Source organism: Ktedonobacter sp. SOSP1-85 (genome assembly GCF_016587415.1).
Classification (GTDB): Bacteria; Chloroflexota; Ktedonobacteria; order Ktedonobacterales; family Ktedonobacteraceae; genus Ktedonobacter.
Window position 1 is genome coordinate 6,439,821 of the sequence record NZ_BNJI01000001.1, and the last position, 17,355, is coordinate 6,457,175.

A 17,355-nucleotide genomic window follows, 5' to 3' on the forward strand; every position below is an offset into this window, starting at 1 on the left:
CGCTCATGCAAATGCTTAAGACTCCTGTGCTTCCCAGTGAAGTGCAACTCTCTAGACAACATCACTCTCATCTCTCTCCTAATACACTTCATTGGTATCAGCATACGTTGGCCAGACACGCCCGGCAGGTGAAGTTCCTGGCGCAAGCAGTAGCACGCCAATTACAGCAAAGTGAAGGTGAGATCTATCTGCTCGGTTTAGCCGCTCTAATGCACGATATTGGGAAAATAGCCATCCCCTCTGCTCTCCTCAACAAGCCAGGTCCACTTACAGAACAGGAATGGATTGTGATGCGTCTCCATCCAATGATTGGTGCTTGCTTGCTAGAGAAGGCAGGTGGAACCTGGTCATCTATCGCCCCGTTTGTTCTGGCTCATCATGAACGCTGGGATGGGCATGGGTACCCCTATGGACTGGCGGGAGAGGCTATCCCCCTGCAGGCGCGCATTCTGGCTGTGGTAGACTCCTATGCCGCGATGACGGAGCAGAGGCCCTATCGGCCATCTCTTCTTCCAGCCGAGGCCCAGGCAGAAATTCACCATTGCGCGGGTAGTGCCTATGATCCCCGAGTGGCTGAAGTTTTTCTCACCCTTCTCCCTAAAAGTGGTATGCAGGAACGTGCCAACTCATTCTTAGCAATTAGATGAGACCCACAATGTACTTGAGGAAGGATATCATGTCATAATCATGTTCGATATATCGAAGCGCTCGCCTGGGAAATAAATATAAGAGAACAAAAGCATATTGGGATGTTAGGTAATAGCTTTTTTGTAATCAGCAAGGAAATAGACTATGAATAGTCCACTTCTTGGACAGCGGCATTGCTTCACAACTTCATCTGCAGATGTGCCAGATGCAGTTTTGGCACAGCAGGCTCTGACAGGTAATCAGCAGGCCTTTGAAACTATGGTCCAGCGTTACCAGAAACCCCTCTTCAATTTTATCTATCGTCGTCTGGGTGATTATGACCAGGCATGGGATGTTTTGCAGCACGTCCTGTTGTGTTTCTTTACATCCTTGCCGTTCCTGGATAACAATCGATCCTTCAAACCCTGGCTCTATCAAGTGGCGCGCAATAGCTGTGTTGATGAGATACGGCGTCGACATCGCTCTGCTCTACCCTTTTCGCAAGTGGAAATATATGAAGACTCGCCAGATGGCCAGGAACTCTTGCTTGAAATCCTCGACCAGGATCCTTTACCTGAAGCAGCGGCGGAAAGGCGTGAGCTACAACAACTTTTACAAAAAGAGATTGCAACTGTTCCCAAAAAAGTGGGAAAAAGGGATCAACCATGGGCAAGACGCCACACTTTCGAGCTTCTTGACAGATGAGAACGTTTGTCCTATACTTGAAAAAATAGGAGGCAAGAGAAAGAGCAGAACTGCATGATTCGCGCCCATAAGATCAGACTGCATCCCACACCTGAGCAGGCCAACGCCCTTGCTCGTGCCGCAGGCGTTGCTCGCTTTGTGTGGAATTGGGCGCTGGCCGAATGGAACCGCCAATACGAAGCCGGGGAGAAACCCACTGCCTTGAAACTCAAGAAGCAATTCAACGAGATCCGGCGGGTGCAATTCCCCTGGACATGGGAGGTAACGAAGAACGCCTCAGATCAGCCCTTTCTCGATCTAGGAAAAGCCTTCACCGCGTTTTTTGAAGGCAAAGCCAAACGCCCCACGTTCAAGAGCAAGAAACAAAACAAAGCCTCCTTTTACCTTGCCAACGATCAATTCGAGGTGGGGGATCACCGCCTGTGGGTTCCTAAGCTCGGATGGGTCAACATGGCGGAAAATCTGCGCTTCAAAGGTCGCGTGACCGGAGCACGCATCACGAAAACAGCAGACTGGTGGTTTGTGTCTCTCCAGGTCGAACTCCCAGATGCGATCCCGACGAAGAAACCAGCCGCTGTTGGTATCGATGTCGGACTGAACCGATTGGCCACCTTGAGTGCAGGAGAGGGAGTCGAGAACCAAGCCTTCCTCAAAACGGCGCTCAAAAAATTGCGTCAGGCCAATAAGCGACTGCATCGCCGCAAACCGGGATCAAAAAACCGCGAGAAAGCGCGTAGACAGGTGGCACGACTCCATTATCGTATTACCTCTCTGAGAGATGATGTGCTCCACAAGCTCACCACCAAGCTTGCCAATTGCTATGGAAGCATTGGCATCGAAGACCTCAACCTCAAGGGACTGCTCAAGAATCGGCGGCTGTCTCGTTCGTTCTCTGACGCAGCATTGGGCAAGCTGCTCTCCCTGCTCGGGGCGAAGGTAGAGCAGCGGGGTGGACAGGTGATCAAAGTGGGACGCTTCTTTCCTTCGAGTAAGACCTGCCACTGCTGCGGCTGGAAGTGGGAAGCGATGACGCTCAAAGATCGCACCTTTGTCTGCCAGAATCCATCATGCCCCTATTTTCAGTTCCCGCAAGATCGCGATCAGAATGCGAGCCAGAATATCCTGCGGGAAGCCCTTCACTTGATCGGGCTCATTGACCAAGTCGTCAGCGGTATTGGCTCAGACGAGGACGTAAACTTGCCTGCGGACGCGGGGTAAGACCAAAAAGGCTTCGGCCTTGAGGCTCCTACGGATGAAACAGGAACAACAAAAGGTGTAGTAGAGCTATGCTTGCATATGTTTTACTACATTAATTGGAGCAGATTGCGTCACTGCCTCCCAAGTTTCGCGCTGTTGTCTGGCTGCGCTATATCTATCAGCCGTCCTTTGCCGAGATCGGGACGGAGCTTAATATGCCAACGGCAACCGCGAAGACATACTTTTATCGTGCGAAGCTCCTTTTGCGTCAGAAGCTTCGTAATTATCTGTACAACTTAGATGTGTCTCTATGCCTGACGAGAGCGTGAACTGCTGATTGAGGATACTAAAGCCTGAGGGGGCTTAATCGACCCGCTACAACCTTTGTTGTATGTCTTGCGGGCATGGGTATTATCCTTTTGGGTTATGACATTTTATATGCCCTCTTCTATACTAGAACTGGTCAAAAGAGATTTTTCTGGTGGAAGCATAGGTGTTATAAACGTTCATAAGAAACGATGCCATGTATTGCCATATAGCGTCATCTATGGTAGACTTTCTGCATGAAGTTAAGTCAATACGCCAAACAACAAGGCATTAGTTACCGAACGGCGTTTCGTTGGTGGCAAGCTGGGCAGATCAAAGGCTATCAGGCCCCCTCAGGAACCATTATTGTTACTGAAGGCGAGAAATCTTTGGCTGTTCCTGAAAAGACTGTCATTTACGCTCGTGTCTCCTCGCAGGAGCACAAAGAAAACTTAGAACGCCAGGTCGAGCGACTGCAAAATTACTGTGCCGCGAAAGGCTATCAAGTGACCATGATCGTCAAGGAGATTGCTTCAGGTGTCAATGATAGCCGCCCGAAACTCCTGAGTCTGCTTAAGGATACCAGCGTTACCCGCATTATCGTGGAACACAAGGATCGGCTGACTCGCTTTGGGGCAAACTACATTCTCACGTTGTTAGAAGCACAAGGTCGTACCGTTGAGATTGTGAATTTGGCCGATGACGACAAGGAAGATTTGATACAAGATTTGAGCAGCATTTTCTATAGTTTCTGTGCTCGGATGTATGGGCAACGCCATGCTAAGCGCAAGACGGAGAAGATCGTCAAGGAATTGGAAGCGAAAGAGGAAGAGTAAGGATGCAACTGGTTGAGCGCCATCTCATTCACCCAACCGATCCTCGCTATGCGGCCATAGATGCTGCTTCCTTTGCGTCCAAAAACCTGTACAATTTGGCGAACTACCACATGCGCCAATCCTTCATCAAGAAAGGCAAGTACCTGGGCTATGCCGAGGTCTATCACCTGGTGAAGGACACCGATGCCTACCAAGCCTTGCCGCGTAAAGTGAGCAATGATGTCCTTCGACTTCTTGACAAGAACTGGAAGGCGTTTCGTAAAGGGCTTGAAGCGTGGTTTGAAGACCCCTCAAAGTTTCAAGGTCGTCCCAAACTACCAAAATACAAAGACAAGCAAAAGGGACGCAATATCCTCGTTTACGATCTGCAAGCCATCTCAAAAAAAGCCCTCAAAAAAGGGAGTATTGCTCCATCGCAACTGGGAATTGAGATTCCGACCAAGCAGACCCGCATCAACATCAAACAAGCTCGTATCATCCCTCGTCGCGGGTTCTATGTGGTAGAAGTGGTCTACGAGCAAGAACCCAAACAGGCAGCCGTTGATCCCTTGCTCGTCGCTGGTATTGACATTGGGGTGAACAACTTAGCAACGCTAACTTCAAACAAAGCAGGCTTTGCGCCTCTGCTGGTTAACGGGCGTCCGCTCAAGAGCATCAACCAATGGTACAACAAAGAACGTGCAAGGTTCCAAAGCCATCTCAACAAACACAAGCGCTACACCTCCACTCGCTTAGAACGCCTCACCAACAAGCGCACACGCAAAATTGACCACTACTTGCATACCCAGAGCCATCGCGTCATCGAACATCTGGTTGAAGAAGGGATCGGGACGCTCGTCATCGGGAAGAATGCCAACTGGAAGCAAGAGGCCAATCTGGGCAAGCGTACCAACCAGCAGTTTGTGCAAATCCCTTTCGCTCGCTTCATTGACATGCTCCGCTATAAAGCGGAGCTGGTGGGGATACGTGTCATCCTCCAAGAGGAAAGCCACACGAGCAAATGCAGCTTTCTTGATCTTGAGCCAATTTGCCATCATGAGCGCTATGTGGGCAAGCGGATCAAACGTGGCTTGTTTTGTGCCAGCACTGGCAGGCGTCTCAATGCCGATGTGAATGGCAGCCTCAACATTATCCGAAAAGCAATCCCCAACTCCTTCGGGCAGGGGATAGAGGGCGTGGCAGTCCGTCCAGTGGGTGCTCCCACATACTGAGCAATGCTTGTCATTGTTTAGGTGAACTGTTTGGTATCTATCCATTAATGCTTCCCGCCACCAATGCATCCTATAGCTTGACAACTCACAATGCCTCGGCTTCGGCCTATGGTCAGTCGATGGGTCTGGCCTGGTGGATATTCGGTCTGCTTCTGGCGATCATCTACTTTGTCGTGATCTATCGCCTTTTCTGGGGAAAGGTCAGCATCGCTAACCGTGCCAGGGAGTGAGAAGCAGGTTGGCGCGGATTGGGTAGAAGTGAGCATGACCCGGTTTGGCGGATCTTCCGCAACTTCCGTGCTCCTGCTAAGCAGCGAGCAAAAACCGCTGACGTAGCAACTCAAAACTTCCGTGGCCATACATACTGCGTTTGGTATACTTGAGTTTGTTGATTTGCCCTTCAACAGGTCCATATCCTTGAATGAACCGTTTTTCCAGATAGAGAATGTAAGGATCGAGCAGGCTCTTGGTTCGTAAAACAGTGGCGCGCTCAGGAAAAGCCCCTGCATAGATCCGCATTGCGTACCGTCGTACGGCTCATTCGCAGACAGCGAAAGCAGCGAACATGTAAACGCAAGCAAACAGCTTGTCCACTCACTGGCAGATCAGCAGGGCGACGCATGTAGTAGCTATGGAGCCGATGTGACTCTTGCCCACAGGTGGGGCAGAATGCAGTTGAGCCAGTAGTACGAGCCGTCACAGTGAGCACAGCCTCGTTGTTGCAGATCTCCTGCACCTCAAATCCTGGTAAAGAAAAAGGAAGCAAAAAGAAAAAGAAGGAAGGCTAGCCCATGGGCTAACCTTCCTTCTTTTGTGGCCTCAACGTTTTTTTCTGAACGTTTCACGCTCTCTGATGGTGGAACTTAGTAGCGTCCGCTCCGATAGCCCGTGTCTGAATACCGTTCTCTTCCCTGGAATCCTCTGCTTCCTGCCGCCTGGCGCTCACGCGCCTCATTGACGGTGATCGTCCGATTTCCTAGAAGGGTTCCGTTCAGTCGCTCAATGGCGGACTGTGCTTCTTGATCGGTACTCATTTCGACAAAGCCAAACCCTTTGCTTCGCCCTGTCTCACGATCCGTGATGACCGAAGCCTGAGTGACCTGTCCGACCTGCGCAAAAAGATCACCAAGATCTTGCTCGGTCATTTGATAAGGGAGACCCCCTACATATAGTCTCATGTGTATCTACTCCTGTGTGAACATCTCTCTATCCATTGATGCTCGGAGAAACCATTTCCCACAGAAGCGATCCAATATCTTTGTGATGCCATACATGTATAGAAACAGGTTTGGCGAGCAACTTATTCCCTCGTCTTCAAATTCAAAGTGGCTTCAGAAAGACCTTGAGCTTGTCCCGTTTTCAGAGCATGCATGAAACGTCATGCGCTGCGCCAGCAGCGCACCACTCCGCATGAAAATTACTAACGAGCTTTCTTGCGGTGTTTCAGAATATACTGTTGCTAAATTACGCATCACGCTGGGGAAGTCTGGAGCTCAGCAAAGCGCGAGAGTCGGGTCTTCGCCTGTGGAATGCCAGCTTGCCAAGCGTCAAAGCGGACCAGGTTAATAGCGCACGCCGTCAAAATGTGTTGGAGATGTGTTTTTGCTTCGCTGATGTAGCGAGAGCGACGCAATCCGAAGCCGCGCGTTCCCTGTGAAATGGTTCCCTCGATACCAGCCCTGCGTTCAAAGCGCTTCTTCCATTCCGGGGTTGTTTGCAAGCGGCGAATCCGCTGCAATATTTGATGGTCGGTCTGGATGCGTAAGGTTACGTAATTGCCTTTGCGCGACATGCTTACAATGATCCCAGATTGCTCTAACCTCAGACGATAGGCTCATATAATAATTTGGTAGCAGCGGGAGAGCCTCAGTATTGGCTAGTGGCCTGTGAAAAGCAGTGACCTCCTTCACAAGACGGCTCCCCGTCCGCCAGGGCCTCAAGGGTCTATGAGGCTTGTTGCAACAGCCTGCGGTGACGTGAAAGGCAACCGCTAGAGTCAGATTGCCTATCCAAGATGAGCTGACGCTCGCTCTGGTTGGTCGGGATTCTCGCTTGCTGATCGCGGTGAAAGGATGCACCGGATGGCAGACCCAGGGAGGGGAAGCGAAGAAAAACCAGGTGTGCGATGGAGACGACCCCAACTGCCTCCTTCGTCGAGGGGGCTGAGATCACATACGTCTGTGGGATTGATATCGGAAGCCAATCCTGTTCGGGGTGTATTACCCGACCCAACAAAAGCGTCGTGGTCAAGCCGACCACTTTTGCCAATGCGAGAGAAGGCTGGAACAGATGGGAGGAGAGGCTGAGCAGTTTGGATGCCGCTCCCAGCCAGATCGTGATCGGCATGGAGGCGACCTCCCGCTATCATGAAAACCTGTACCACGAACTCGAGCAGCGAGGCTATCAGATGCGCTTGTTGCATCCAGGGCAAATGCATCATTTTCACCAGCAACGAGGGTTACGTGCGAAGACCGATCGCTTGGATGCAATGACTATTGCCCGTGCTCTGTTGAGTGGCGAAGCGCGCGTCGGCTATATCCCTGGCGAGCAAGTCGCCACCTATCGGGAACTTGTGCGCCTGCATACCCAGTTGAGCGAAGAGGCGGCCCGTTACGAGAATCAAATCCAGGCATTGGTGGTCGTGTTGTTCCCTGAGTTCACCCAGGTCTTTGCTGATCCCTGTGGACAGACAGCCCTGGCGGTGCTTCAAGCCTATCCACATGCCCAGGCCGTGGCCGAGGCGGGCCCAGAAGCGGTGTACCAGGTGCTGCGAGCGGTTCCCGCACCTCATTTTGGGCATCCCACCGCACACCAATTGATGGCCCTGGCCAAAGAGTCGGTAAGTAGTGGTCGCGTCTTGAGTGGTCGGGGCAGGAGCCTACAGATCTTGTGCGATCAACTGCAACACACGCAAGCCAATCTGAGCCGACTCGAACAGGAACTGGAGGAGCTCATTACCACCGATCCAGGAACCAGAGGGCTCCAGCAGATGCCGGAATTGGGCCCCAAAACGATTGCGGTGTTACGGGCGGAACTGGGGGAGGTGGATCGCTTTGCCTGCACGGATCAAGCCGTCGCTTACGCGGGCATGGATATCAAGATCAAGGAGAGTGGCCTATGGAAAGGCAAGGCCAAGCTCTCGAAGCGAGGTAGTGGATTGTTGCGTCAGATGCTTTACTTAGCCGCTCTCCGCAGCATTTCCCTGCAAGGCTCTGCCTTTGGTGCGTATTACCAGCATCTGGTTGCGCGTGGGCTCGAGAAGATGTCCGCGCTCATGGCAGTCATGCGCAAAATGGTGGTTGTGGCAACCCATCTGATGCAAACGGGGGAGGACTACGATCCTGGCAAAGTCTGGGTGGAGGCTACGAGCTCGTAGCCTCCACCCAGCTTGGGATCACGCTCAGGTTGGCTGCTCAGGTTGGCTGCGCTGTCCAGGGCAGCTGAGAGGGGACTTGGTGTCTTTCCGAGCTCAGCTTACCACAGGGAACTGACCAGAGGATTGACAAATCTTATGGCTTCTTGTGAAGTGTATTGGCAGCTCTGGTGGTGATCACACGATGCCGTTTGTGCCTGGCACTTATTCCTGCCTCACTCATGAGTCGAGCCACCCGTTTGCGAGAGATTCTTCGCCCCTGATCCTTCAATTCCACACGGATGCGTGGACTTCCGTATCTGCCTCGGTGTGTGACAAAGACCTGCTGAATCTCTTGAATAAGCTGAGCAGCTTCTCGCCGGCGTTGACAGGTGGGACGCTTGCGCCAGGCATAAAAGCCACTTTCCGAGACCTCAAGCACTCGGCATATGACGGCCACGGGAAACTCCTGTTTGTTTTGTTCGATAAACTGATATTTCATTTGGATTCCCGTGAAAAGATGCTCACTGCTTTTTTTAAGATATCATGCTCTTGTTGGACTCTTTCGAGTTCACGTTTGAGGCGGCGATTTTCTTCTTCAAGCGCGGTTTGGTGCCCTTTGCCTGGAAATGCATCTTTCTCATGCTCCGCCAATTCCTTGCGCCATCCATGAATGGCCGAATCGGAGATACCCAGCTCGCGGGCAATCTGTGCAATCGGCTTCCCTGATGTTTGCGCAAGTCGTACTGCTTCCTCTTTGAATTCTTTGGTGTAGACCTTTTGGAGCTTTCCCATTTGATGGGCTCCTTTCTGATCTGCTTCGAGTATATCTCAGCTTTAGGGACTCCATCAAATTGGGTCAATCTCAATAATCCCACTTGTAACGAAATGTTCGTTCGTTCTGACTTTTTCGTTCCGAGTTAGAGCACAGGGAAAGTGCATCGAGAGAGACCGCGTAAAGAGCCCTTTGACTGCTTCATGCAAGGCTGCCTCGGTGAAGCCATAAGCTTTGCGCAAGGCGGAGAAGGCGGTGGCTCGCTCGGCCTTGTGCGAGCGAGGAAGGGCACGGGCAGCGTGCCAGGCGGGATCGGCCCGCATGCGGCGCAGGCGCCTTTGCCCTAAGGAGAGGATGGCGTTGTAGAGCTGGCGAGCGGCTTCCAGGTGGGCGGCTTGCCCCGCATCGACGATCTGAGGTAGTTCGAGCAGGAAGGTGGGAGTCGCAGGCCGTTTCTCCTGCTATTTGTTCTGTGTGTGCTGTCCCTGTCTTCTCCTGGACACCTACGCTCCTCCTTCACATGTGCGCTCGTGATCAATAAACGTGCTCCAATTGTACCAGAGAGGGAAGAAGAACGCTAGTTCTAGAAACATGCTTGTTCCGGTTCTTTTCTCGTATGCGAGTGTGGCGATTCATCCCCGACATCAATGGCTGGGGCTTTCTCGCCACGTTTTCTGTAAATTCTTGATCTGCTGAGTCATTTTGCGCTCCTTGTCTCATTTGGGACAAATCTTCCCGATTGAACCTTGTTTTCGTCTATCCACCCGACTACACTTGGGATCAGACAGTAACATCCATTTGAGAGAGTATGTCTCAACTCAATCGACTTGTCAACATTCCGATCTGATCCATCGATGATAGGCCAGGAAGAGTAGGAAGTGATGAGGCATCGGTGTCTTTCCTTCGCCATGCATAACAGAAGATGGACAACAGACGAGCACGCACATCACGCGAGGATGAGAGCCTTGTTGTCAACACACTCTCTTCTCAAAAGAGAGAATATCTTGAGAAAGGAGCACGATCTATGCATTCGTTCACACATCACCGCCACAGCTCTGGAGGCGAGACACCAGCGAAAGAAACAAAAGGGCTGGTCGTTAACTCCGGTTGGTGTTACGACCTGGGAGAATGGTTCCACGATACCTTTTCGTTCCATGGGACGTTTCGCACGCTCAGGCAGAGAACGATCAACCTGGCCTACTTGCAACCTGGAGAGACGGTGCTGGATGTGGGCTGTGGCACGGGAACGCTGGCGCTGGAAGCGGCACGTCGCGTGGGCAGTACGGGCCGCGTCGCAGGCGTTGATCCAGGGACACAGCAAATTACCCGTGCTCGCGCAAAAGCGGCTCGGCGCAATATCTCGGTCGAATTCCAGGTCGGGGTGATTGAGCAGCTCCCCTTCCCCGATCAGACCTTTGATGTGGTGTTCTCGACCTTGATGATGCATCATTTACCGGCTCCCCTCAAACGCCAGGGACTTGCGGAAATCGCTCGTGCGCTCAAACCTGGGGGACGACTGGTTATCGCTGACTTCAAGCACAAGCAGGAACGAGCTGGCTTGTCTGCGCGCTTTCATGCCGGAGGGAGCCGCACCCAAGAGCTGGAGGACCTCCTCAAGGAAGCTGGTTTCGACCGGGTGGGAACGGAGGAACTGCGCCCTCCCCGATTCTCTGCTTTTCCAGGAGCCAGCATCGTTCGTGCATACAAATGCTGAGATACATACATCTACACGTGGGGCCGTGTCCAGGCATCGGTCGCGGCGCCCGCGAGCTTAGTAAAAACACCAATCATGAACACACAAAAGGAGTATTTTTCAATGAGAAAAGCCATATTCCAGGGCGCGCGCGATGCAAATGTGCCCCTGGCTGATCCGTTTGCCTATCAGGGCTGTGGGCTACGCGAGAGAAGGAGGCTGCGATGAGCAAGCAGTATAACGCTGCACCGGAGGTTCCGAAAGGCGCGGGGGCGCAGCCTGGCCAGAGTCTCGCCCCGAAGACATTCATGCTACAAAGAGTGCTGGCCGCTGCGGGGATCTGCGCCCCGATCCTGTTCGCGATTGGCTTCGTGATGCAGGGCTTCCTCCGCGCCGATCTGCGCCTGGGGTACAACCCGATCGCGCAGGAGGTCAGCGACCTGACGGCTGGTCCCTTTGGGTGGGTGCAGCAGGTGAACTTCATAGTGTTCGGGCTCCTGATTATCGCGTTTGCGGTGGGGTTGAGCCGAGGGGTGCGTGCGGCGGCATCCTGGATGGTAGGCCCGGCACTCGTCGGCTGGAACGGGATAGAGCTGATGATAGCCGGCTTCTTCCCCAGGAGCGAAAACGCCGCAGGGCACATCTATGATCCGCTCGGAGTACATATGATGAATGGCATGATCTTCTTCCTGAACATCGGGATCGTGCTCGTCGTGTTGTCGCTACGGTTTGCGCGTGATGAGAGATGGAGCGGCCTTGCCCTCTACACAAGGGTTTCGGGCATCGCATTGTTCGTGATGTCTGTGCTCAATGGATATTTCGCGGAGGCGGTAGGAGACCCGTTACACCCCTGGTTGGGCCTGTTCCAGCGGATGATCCTTGCTGTGTGGTTCTTATGCCTCCTCATTCTTGCGCTCCGATTATGGCGCGTAGGGAGGCGCGATGTGGACACGCACCTGGTCGCCCCGTCAGCGGCGCTCTCCTCCAGCATGAGATCCGATCAGGCCGCGACTACCGGGATACCACGTTGGGTGATCGTGTTTGGGATCATTACCCTTCTCCTCCTTCTGACGGTTGTGCTCATAGAGATCACCACCAACGGTATGGGTGGGATGCAAATGTCGATCCCCAGGTACCTCTCGACCATCGCATATAGGGGGGAAACGCTATGATCATGAAACCCGGCCTACGCAAGACCGCGCTCACCGCGCATGTCATGTTCTCGGTTGGCTGGTTTGGTGTGGTCGTTGTCTTCCTGATACTCTCCCTGGTCGGGATGACTAGCCAGGACCCCCAGTTGGTACGAGCCGCCTACCTTGCGATGGAGTTGACTGCCTGGTTCGCCATCGTTCCGTCCGCCTTCCTATCGGGGCTAACGGGGGTGATCTCGTCACTGGGCACGAAGTGGGGTTTGTTCCGCCACTATTGGGTCCTGCTGAAACTGCTGATCACCATCGGTGCCACCTTCCTCTTGATGGTCCACACGCAGGTGGTTGATCTACTGGCGAGCATCGCGGCAAAGACGGGTGTCCTAGATGCCTATCCTAGTGGGATGCAGATCAAAATGATAGACACTTCTAGCGGTACTCTGGTGGTGTTAATCATGCTCACAGGGCTGGCGGTATACAAGCCACGAGGCCTGACCCCTTATGGGCAACGGAAGCAGGATGAACAGGGGAAAGGGATCACCACAGAAGAGATCCCAACGAACCAGGTACAGGAAACGGCGCAAGAACGCGCAGGCAGCCTTGTTCGTGCAACAATCTCGCAGTAAGTAAGAAAGGAAAGCAGATGAGTATCCTCAAGGTTCCTGGGGCGCAGTTATTTTACGAGGTGAGCGGCTCTGGGCCACTGCTGATCCTGATTCCAGGGGCCAGTGGTACCGGAGAGTCCTTCCGTCCGCTCACCCACCACCTGATCCCACAGTATCAGGTGGTCATCTACGACCGTCGTGGTTTTTCCAGCAGTCCCCTCGACGGTCCTGCCGACCCAGTTCACCGGCTTGAGACCGATGCCGATGATGTCCGGCGTTTGATCGAGAGTCTTTCGGACCAACCGGCGATTGTCTTTGGCAGCAGTTCGGGAGCTATTGTCGCCCTCGAAGTCCTCACCCGTGCTCCAGAGCGGGTCCAGGCGCTGGTTGCCCACGAACCGCCAGCCGTTTTCCTGTTGCCCGATGCGGCCTCCTGGCTGGCCTTTTTCGACGGGGTCTACGAGACCTACCGAGAGGATGGGATTCCCAAGGCCATGCAGCAGTTTGCCAGCGGGATACTTGGAAGCGTCGACCTCCAGGTACTGGAGCAGGTGAGGCGTGAGCATACAAATGCGTCTATCGTGTCCAACACCAGGTACTGGATGGAGTACGAGCTGCGCCAGTATCCACGGGTACAGCTTGATCTGGTTGCTCTGGCTGCGCACGCCGAGCGGATTCTGCTTGGCGGGGGCTATGACTCCCAGGACCAGTTGCCCTACCAGCCGAACCGGGTGCTGGCGGAGCAGTTGGACCTCTGCGTCGTTGATTTCCCCGGCGGACATCTCGGCTTCCTGTCCTACCCGGCCTCGTTTGCGAAGGCACTCATGGACGCACTTAAAGACTTTTAGTGTCAGGATAGTACACGGCTTTTCCTGAGAGGAGAACAGCACATGTCTCAATCAACATTACCATCACAACCTACGATGACTCGACCAGCGCAAGCGAAGAGGCGCAGGCAATCACCTCCCGGACCGCCGTGGCAGACGGCACTCTGGAATACTCTCAGGTTTGGGAACCGGCCCCTCTCGTTCTTACGGGAACTGCGCGAGCGCTACGGTGATGTCGTGACACTACCAACGGTGCTCGGTCCCTGGACCCTGGTCTTTCATCCCGATGGCGTACGCCATGTCGTGCAAGAGAATCACAAAAACTACCGTAAGGGAGGGCTTTCCGATCAAGTGCTCAGGATGACGCTGGGCAATGGCCTGCTCACCAACAATGGAGACTCCTGGCTACAGCAGCGTCGCCTGATCCAACCAGCCTTTCATCGAAGCCGTATCGCGGGCTTTGGCCAACTGATGACCGAGGACGCGGTTTCCTGGCTTGATGAAATCAACCTCGACACGTCAGAGCCTCTCGATATGTTCCAGCAGATGAGTGGCCTGACCTTGACCATTGTGTGCAAAGCACTCTTTGGCGCGGACATGCTCCCTTACAAGCAGCGCGTGTTCCAGGCGCTGGGCACCGCCATTCGCCTGGAAGCGCACTCCTTTTACATGCCAGGGCTGATCTTCCTACCGACCCCTCAGCGTTATCACCTGTATGAGGCGAGAGACACCCTCTACACCGTCGTTGATGAGTTGATCGCTGGGCGAAGGAACAGAGCGACCGAGAGCGAGAATGATCTGCTGACCATGCTCTTGCAGGCGCGGGATGAAGAGACAGGCCTTGGCATGAACGATCAGCAATTGCGCGATGAGGTCATCACGCTCATGGTAGCAGGTCATGAGACCACAGCTGGCGCGCTCACCTGGACACTTCTGCTGCTCTCACAGCACCCGGACATGGAAGCTAGGCTCAGAGAGGAGTACACCCGCGTCCTGGGCGGACGTGCGGCGACAATAGATGATCTGCCCCAGCTCAAGCTTGGGCGTATGGTACTGGAGGAGTCCATGCGCCTCTATCCACCTGCATGGGCCTTTGGCCGCCAGGCCATCGATGAGGATGAGATTGGTGGCTACCGCATCGCCAAAGGGGCGTTTGTTCTGATGTTTCCGGCAGTGACCCATCGGCACCCTGATTTCTGGGAGCGGCCTGATGTCTTCGACCCAGAGCGCTTTGCGCCGGAGCGAACAACTGGGCATCATCGCTTTGCCTACATTCCCTTTGGGGGAGGCCCGCGTGTGTGTATCGGCAATCAGTTTGCTCTCACCGAAGCCCAGCTCATTCTGGCGACGATCCTGCCTCGGTATCAGTTCCACCTCCTACCAGGGGCAAAAGTGGTCCCGGAGCCGCTGATTACGTTGCGACCACGAGGCGGCCTGCGGATGACGCTCCATCGGCTGGGAGAGCCATGAACGAGACATCTTTGAAAGAAGCGAGAGCACGTTCATGTGAACATGCTCAGAGCGGATGCGGAATGATCCCCACTAATCGCGATGTCGCTGCGGTCGCCGAAGGAATGCGGTGAAACTAGACGACAGTGCACAATCTCATCTCCAGCATCGGAGGCTTTCTCCCACCCGAAGTTTGCCTGTTACCTGCCAGGTCATTACAAAGCAGGGATGAAGCTTGGCGTTGTTGTGAAAGCATAAGCAAGCGAGGGCGAGCAAGATGGGAACTAGCTTCACAGAACTCCTCATCTTGCTCTTATTTTTCCTCCCATTTTGAAGAAAAGAGGAACACCGCAAGCCATGCCCGTTGATTACAGAGGACGTGGGTGTCTGCCCCTTTTCTTGAGGCAAGAGCAACCCACACCATTGTACAAATGCTCCCCACGGAATGCCAAAATGGACAGACTCGTGAGCTGGAAGCATTAATCTTCCTGCCGATCCGCCCCACGTCCGCGGCTGAAGGCGCGGGCCACAGCGCGTTTGGCTGGGGGAAGATGATTGACGGCGCGCAGCATCGTACGCTGGGTGGTCATGATGGCTGTTCCGATCACAGGCTTATTGATGGGCGCGTTGGGGTCCATCTGGGCAAGCGATTGCTTGACAGCCTCTGCACCGTATTTCTGCATCTTCTCCTCATAGCCGTGGATGGCGGTCAGCAGATCCTGCTGGCCATCGTGCGCGGCCACGAGCTGCTTGCAGAGCAGGCGGGCGTCGCGCAGAGCGGTGTTTGCGCCGGCTCCCCGACCCGGGGTCATAGTGTGGATGGCGTCTCCCAGCAGGGTGACATTCGTGGTCGGCCAGGGCACGATAGGCTGCGAGGTGCGAATGTTCACCGGCAGCGCCGTCGAGGGATCAGAGTGCGCGATCAGGGTGTGCAGGCTGGGATGCCAGGAGCTGGTCATTTCCCGGATCACCGCCACTAGTTCTTCCCCGCGCAGGTTCATGGGATCGCGCGGGAATTGCTGGCGAGGCGCCCACAGGCCCCAGCCGATATAGTCGCTCTCATTGTCATATAACATGCCCGGCCACTGAGCCAGCACCTCAGCCTCATTCACGCCAATCCCTGGCTTGAGCTGGCCATCGTGCCGCCAGGGAAACTCCACCATATGCAGGATGAAACCAACGCCTCTGGGCGCAAAGATCATGCTCATGCCCTTCAACACCTTCTCCGAAACCAGCGCCACATTCTCCGGTGTCATCGGCACTTTGGCCCCCGCGGAGAGCAGACCCGTCTCCACCAGCGTGGCATGGGGCAGATATTGCCGGCGCACCCGCGAATTGGCCCCATCCGCCGCCACCAGAACCGTGCCCGTGGCGCTAGAGCCATCCGCAAAGAAGGCCATCACCGTGCCGTCGTCATGCTGCTCATAATGTGTAAACGTCTTATCAAAGTGGACAATATCCTCCAATCCACTCAAAAGCACCTGGCGCATCGTCATGCGACTGACTGTATGCTCGCGTCTCGCCGGATCAGGATCGCCCGTTAGCAGTGTACTCTCCAGGCTCATCAACTCCTTCATCTGCTCGGTGAGCATATTCAGGTAGAGTGGAGGCCGCGCACAGGTGGCGAGGAAGGTCTCGAACAGTTCGGGCGGCAGATTGGCCCGCAGGCCCCGAATGCCGTCGGGACCAATGCCAACGCGGAAGCCCTGCAGGGGATTGATGCGTGTGCGATCGCGTTCATACACCGCCACACTGATCCCGGCCTGCTTCAGACCCTGCGCCAGACACAGCCCGCCGGTGCCGGCCCCAATAATGAGAACATGCAGTGGTTGGGTAGACATCGAATTGCTCCTTCTGATACACTAATTTCAGTGGTCAAGCATCACATTGATTAAAAATGACAGTGACTTGATATTACAATAACTAAATTAGTTACGAAGGAGGGCGCAAAAATGTTGCAGCGGGATCAGAAAGGGGAGGACAACATGGAGGAAGAGAGACGGACGCAGGCGAAAGCAGAAGAAAGCGGACAGGCCGCAGCGGGAGATCTGCAGCGTGATCGCGCCGGGCTGCTGAGGGAGTTGGTCAATGAGATGCAGCGCAGCACCGATGCCTCGACCTTTTTTCTTCAGTTCGTGGCGGCCCGAACAGGCATCCATGTCACCGATATAAAAGTGCTGAGCCTGCTCTCGCGCCTGGGCCCGCTCAATGCGAGCCGCATCGCTGATCTCAGCGGCCTGACGACAGGGGCTATCACCTTTGTGCTCGATCGCCTGGAAAAGCTCGGCTATGCTCGTCGCGTGCGCTCTGCGAAAGATCGCCGCGTTGTGCTCACGGAGATCAATCCCGAAGCGCTCGCAGGCGGCTTCGGCAACTACTTTATGCGCATGGCCGAGATTACGGTCGAGGCTGCGACTCAGCTAACTGATGAGCAACTGGCTCTGATTGTTGATTTTACGCAGAAGATGAATACACGGGCAGAAGAGGTGTTGCAAGAAATGAAAAACGATGGCATGTAGCAACGGGACTTGCTCCTGTTAAGTCCGAGCAGCGATCGGTGTTCGCGCCAAACTTACCTTCCGCTTGCGCCAGACTCGTTTTCAATCCGCATGAGTGGCCTGAAA

Annotated in this window: 20 protein-coding genes and 1 pseudogene; 14 read left to right on the forward strand and 7 right to left on the reverse strand. The window is 54.3% G+C overall.

Annotation, left to right across the window (positions count from 1 at the left end; all coding sequences use genetic code 11):
• Positions 1-5: 5 nt before the first annotated feature.
• From KTE_RS27125 to KTE_RS27155, 7 genes are all read left to right on the forward strand, one after another.
• The gene (locus tag KTE_RS27125) at positions 6-647 is read left to right on the forward strand and encodes an HD-GYP domain-containing protein (protein ID WP_201386514.1); all 642 of its coding nucleotides are present in this window, start codon (positions 6-8) and stop codon (positions 645-647) included.
• A 145-nt stretch (positions 648-792) separates the two neighbouring features.
• Positions 793-1,332, forward strand: coding sequence for an RNA polymerase sigma factor (locus tag KTE_RS27130; protein ID WP_201386517.1), 540 nt, complete (start codon positions 793-795; stop codon positions 1,330-1,332).
• Positions 1,333-1,386: 54 nt separating this feature from the next.
• Positions 1,387-2,550 (forward strand): RNA-guided endonuclease TnpB family protein, encoded by a 1,164-nt coding sequence (locus tag KTE_RS27135; RefSeq protein WP_201386519.1) that lies wholly within the window; start codon positions 1,387-1,389, stop codon positions 2,548-2,550.
• Positions 2,551-2,645: 95 nt separating this feature from the next.
• On the forward strand, positions 2,646-2,858 hold the full coding sequence (locus KTE_RS27140; RefSeq protein ID WP_201386521.1) for an RNA polymerase sigma factor: 213 nt from the start codon (positions 2,646-2,648) through the stop codon (positions 2,856-2,858).
• Between the two features lie 234 nt (positions 2,859-3,092).
• On the forward strand, positions 3,093-3,671 hold the full coding sequence (locus KTE_RS27145; RefSeq protein ID WP_201386523.1) for an IS607 family transposase: 579 nt from the start codon (positions 3,093-3,095) through the stop codon (positions 3,669-3,671).
• A 2-nt stretch (positions 3,672-3,673) separates the two neighbouring features.
• A complete protein-coding gene (locus KTE_RS27150; protein ID WP_201386525.1) occupies positions 3,674-4,882 on the forward strand; it encodes an RNA-guided endonuclease TnpB family protein in 1,209 nt (402 codons plus the stop codon).
• Positions 4,883-4,959: 77 nt separating this feature from the next.
• Positions 4,960-5,112 (forward strand): hypothetical protein, encoded by a 153-nt coding sequence (locus tag KTE_RS27155; RefSeq protein WP_201386527.1) that lies wholly within the window; start codon positions 4,960-4,962, stop codon positions 5,110-5,112.
• Positions 5,113-5,372: 260 nt separating this feature from the next.
• Here the strand turns inward: KTE_RS27155 and KTE_RS49795 are convergent, their stop codons facing one another.
• The 3 genes from KTE_RS49795 to KTE_RS27170 all read right to left on the reverse strand — a co-directional run bounded on the left by KTE_RS49795 (position 5,373) and on the right by KTE_RS27170 (position 6,674).
• Positions 5,373-5,618, reverse strand: coding sequence for a transposase family protein (locus KTE_RS49795; RefSeq protein WP_201386529.1), 246 nt, complete (start codon positions 5,616-5,618; stop codon positions 5,373-5,375).
• 127 nt (positions 5,619-5,745) lie between these two features.
• Positions 5,746-6,060 carry an RNA-binding protein gene (locus tag KTE_RS27165; RefSeq protein WP_201386531.1) on the reverse strand — a complete coding sequence of 105 codons (315 nt, stop codon included), beginning with the start codon at positions 6,058-6,060 and terminating at the stop codon, positions 5,746-5,748.
• 293 nt (positions 6,061-6,353) lie between these two features.
• Positions 6,354-6,674, reverse strand: coding sequence for a transposase (locus KTE_RS27170; protein WP_201386533.1), 321 nt, complete (start codon positions 6,672-6,674; stop codon positions 6,354-6,356).
• A 333-nt stretch (positions 6,675-7,007) separates the two neighbouring features.
• On the opposite strand from KTE_RS27170, the gene KTE_RS27175 reads away from it, so the two are divergent.
• Positions 7,008-8,258: an IS110 family transposase gene (locus KTE_RS27175; protein ID WP_201386535.1), complete on the forward strand. Its 1,251-nt coding sequence runs from the start codon at positions 7,008-7,010 to the stop codon at positions 8,256-8,258.
• Positions 8,259-8,391: 133 nt separating this feature from the next.
• On the opposite strand, the gene KTE_RS27180 is transcribed toward KTE_RS27175, so the two are convergent.
• The 3 genes and pseudogenes from KTE_RS27180 to KTE_RS49800 form a co-directional block, all read right to left on the reverse strand.
• Complete coding sequence (locus KTE_RS27180; RefSeq protein ID WP_201386536.1) at positions 8,392-8,736, reverse strand: IS3 family transposase; 345 nt, start codon at positions 8,734-8,736, stop codon at positions 8,392-8,394.
• Positions 8,733-9,029: a transposase gene (locus KTE_RS27185; protein ID WP_201386537.1), complete on the reverse strand. Its 297-nt coding sequence runs from the start codon at positions 9,027-9,029 to the stop codon at positions 8,733-8,735. Before KTE_RS27185 ends, KTE_RS27180 begins: the two co-directional genes overlap by 4 nt.
• Before the next feature lie 105 nt (positions 9,030-9,134).
• Positions 9,135-9,512 (reverse strand): annotated as a pseudogene (locus KTE_RS49800) (hypothetical protein); the annotation flags it as partial.
• A 521-nt stretch (positions 9,513-10,033) separates the two neighbouring features.
• Between KTE_RS49800 and KTE_RS27195 the strand changes: the two are divergent.
• The 5 genes from KTE_RS27195 to KTE_RS27215 all read left to right on the forward strand — a co-directional run bounded on the left by KTE_RS27195 (position 10,034) and on the right by KTE_RS27215 (position 14,752).
• Positions 10,034-10,723, forward strand: coding sequence for a class I SAM-dependent methyltransferase (locus tag KTE_RS27195; protein ID WP_201386538.1), 690 nt, complete (start codon positions 10,034-10,036; stop codon positions 10,721-10,723).
• A gap of 287 nt (positions 10,724-11,010) precedes the next feature.
• Entirely contained in the window at positions 11,011-11,874 is an 864-nt protein-coding gene (locus KTE_RS27200; protein ID WP_201386539.1) for a DUF998 domain-containing protein, read from the forward strand.
• Positions 11,871-12,476 carry a hypothetical protein gene (locus KTE_RS27205; RefSeq protein ID WP_201386540.1) on the forward strand — a complete coding sequence of 202 codons (606 nt, stop codon included), beginning with the start codon at positions 11,871-11,873 and terminating at the stop codon, positions 12,474-12,476. Before KTE_RS27200 ends, KTE_RS27205 begins: the two co-directional genes overlap by 4 nt.
• Positions 12,477-12,493: 17 nt before the next feature.
• Entirely contained in the window at positions 12,494-13,303 is an 810-nt protein-coding gene (locus tag KTE_RS27210; protein WP_201386547.1) for an alpha/beta hydrolase, read from the forward strand.
• Between the two features lie 42 nt (positions 13,304-13,345).
• Positions 13,346-14,752, forward strand: coding sequence for a cytochrome P450 (locus KTE_RS27215; RefSeq protein WP_201386549.1), 1,407 nt, complete (start codon positions 13,346-13,348; stop codon positions 14,750-14,752).
• A gap of 458 nt (positions 14,753-15,210) precedes the next feature.
• Here the strand turns inward: KTE_RS27215 and KTE_RS27220 are convergent, their stop codons facing one another.
• On the reverse strand, positions 15,211-16,572 hold the full coding sequence (locus KTE_RS27220) for an NAD(P)/FAD-dependent oxidoreductase (RefSeq protein ID WP_201386551.1): 1,362 nt from the start codon (positions 16,570-16,572) through the stop codon (positions 15,211-15,213).
• A gap of 111 nt (positions 16,573-16,683) precedes the next feature.
• Here KTE_RS27220 and KTE_RS27225 point away from each other — a divergent pair, with 111 nt between their 5' ends.
• Positions 16,684-17,250 (forward strand): MarR family winged helix-turn-helix transcriptional regulator, encoded by a 567-nt coding sequence (locus KTE_RS27225; RefSeq protein WP_201386561.1) that lies wholly within the window; start codon positions 16,684-16,686, stop codon positions 17,248-17,250.
• Positions 17,251-17,355 lie beyond the last annotated feature (105 nt).